General features: G+C 45.9%; 3 protein-coding genes. All 3 read right to left on the reverse strand.

The window, feature by feature from the left end; translation table 11 throughout:
• Nucleotides 1-70 precede the first annotated feature (70 nt).
• On the reverse strand, nucleotides 71-430 hold the full coding sequence (locus tag B2633_RS07210; RefSeq protein ID WP_483169927.1) for a discoidin domain-containing protein: 360 nt from the start codon (nucleotides 428-430) through the stop codon (nucleotides 71-73).
• Nucleotides 397-807 (reverse strand): alpha-L-fucosidase, encoded by a 411-nt coding sequence (locus B2633_RS07215; RefSeq protein WP_483169928.1) that lies wholly within the window; start codon nucleotides 805-807, stop codon nucleotides 397-399. Before B2633_RS07215 ends, B2633_RS07210 begins: the two co-directional genes overlap by 34 nt.
• A 64-nt stretch (nucleotides 808-871) precedes the next feature.
• Nucleotides 872-1,543, reverse strand: a 672-nt coding sequence (locus B2633_RS07220; protein WP_483169929.1) for a type 2 periplasmic-binding domain-containing protein, incomplete at its 5' end; no start/stop codon positions are given.

The following is a 1,543-nucleotide window of genomic DNA, read 5'->3' on the forward strand; positions in this document are numbered from 1 at the left end:
GTTCTCACGCTCCAAAAATGTTAGTCATGCCCTGCCCCCGGATCAAACTGCAAGCTTTCGACAGCATGAATTAGAAACTGATTCCGTTAAAGAACACCTGAAAGCGCGCTAAAGTAGGATTCAGCCGTGATTTTCCAATATGGAGCAGTATAGCTTTGGAGTTCACAGCAGGAAAACGGCAAATCTTTTTGCACCCTACTACCGTTCCGTGGAAAATCTCCTTCCAGTCCGCACCCTCTTCGCATTCCAGCGTAAAATCTTCAATCCTTTGGTCGGAAGAAGCAATGTGTTCCATAAGCACAACCATATTAAAACGTTTGGCGGAGTCAAACCTCAAAGTAATTTCGGCAGATTCCGTTCTTTCTTTAGTCCTCCAGTATGTATTCTCGTCCGAGCTTAGTACATTTGATGGAGAAAATTCATCACCCATGGAATCAGAGGTAGCCGCCGATGCGTTTTCGGCAAGGCATCCGCAAACATGCTGCGGAGTGAAGCACCTATTTCATGGAGCCTTTTTACATCCTCTTCATGAATCAATCCGCGCTTATCCGGGGGAAGATTCAGAAGGAATGTCGCATTGCCGCCAACAGAGGAATAATAAATGTTCAAAAGTTCTTCCAGCGACCTTACACGGCTGTCCTCTTCCGGATGGTAAAACCACCCCGGATGGATGGACATATTTACTTCGGCAGGGTACCAAATCAGTTTACCTGCCTGCTTTATGGCATCCCTGCTGCCAAGATCTTCGTCCGAACTGGAAATACGCCTTGCAAACTGCCCATCGTCAACCTTTTGGGATTTTTCCAATCTTTTCCACATCCAGCAGTGTTTGAGGGACGACGCTTCATTTGCTTGCCCTGCATAGCGGTTGTTACTTTTTAGCCTGCGCGACAGCTTCTTTCAGAGCCGACGCCAAACCTGCCAAATCCTTTTTATTGAATTCCATTACTTTATCCATTCCAAGTCCTTCAGCCTGCGAAATCATCTTCTCTTTCAAAGAGTTAAACTGAGCATCGTCAGCCGCATAGACCATTTTCCAGGAATATTGTTTTACCACAGAGCCAATCTGATTTTCGAGTGTTTTCAAGTCCCCGTCTTCCGTCATGTGAACATAACTGTTGCCAGGCTGAACATTCCAAAGATTGTTTTTGTACAGATAGTTTCCAATATCGTCCGCATTCATTTTTTTTGCATAGGACTGCGTAAGTTTATTGTTGTTCTTCGGAAGAAGCTTAGAAGACGACCAGCCATCGGAGGAAAACTGCTCATTTGTATTCGGATCAATATCTCCGCCGACTCTGGAGAACCAGTTTATCTGATTCAGATGTCCGCCGTTCCATGTACCGCCGCCGTATGCGTCAGGTATTTTGGTATCCGCTGTTGCATTCAGAGCAAATTCAGTCAGCGTGTTCTTGCCGTCCTTCGTTGTATAGCATAACCCTTTCGGTCCGTTCTGGAATGCGTTCCAGCCATCGTCTGAGTACAGATAGTCTAGGACTTTCATAGCTCTGACAACGTTCTTGCATTTTACGCCGATACCGGC

The sequence above is a fragment of the Syntrophomonas sp. UBA1041 genome (genome assembly GCF_002316705.1).
GTDB lineage: Bacteria > Bacillota > Syntrophomonadia > Syntrophomonadales > Syntrophomonadaceae > DTU019.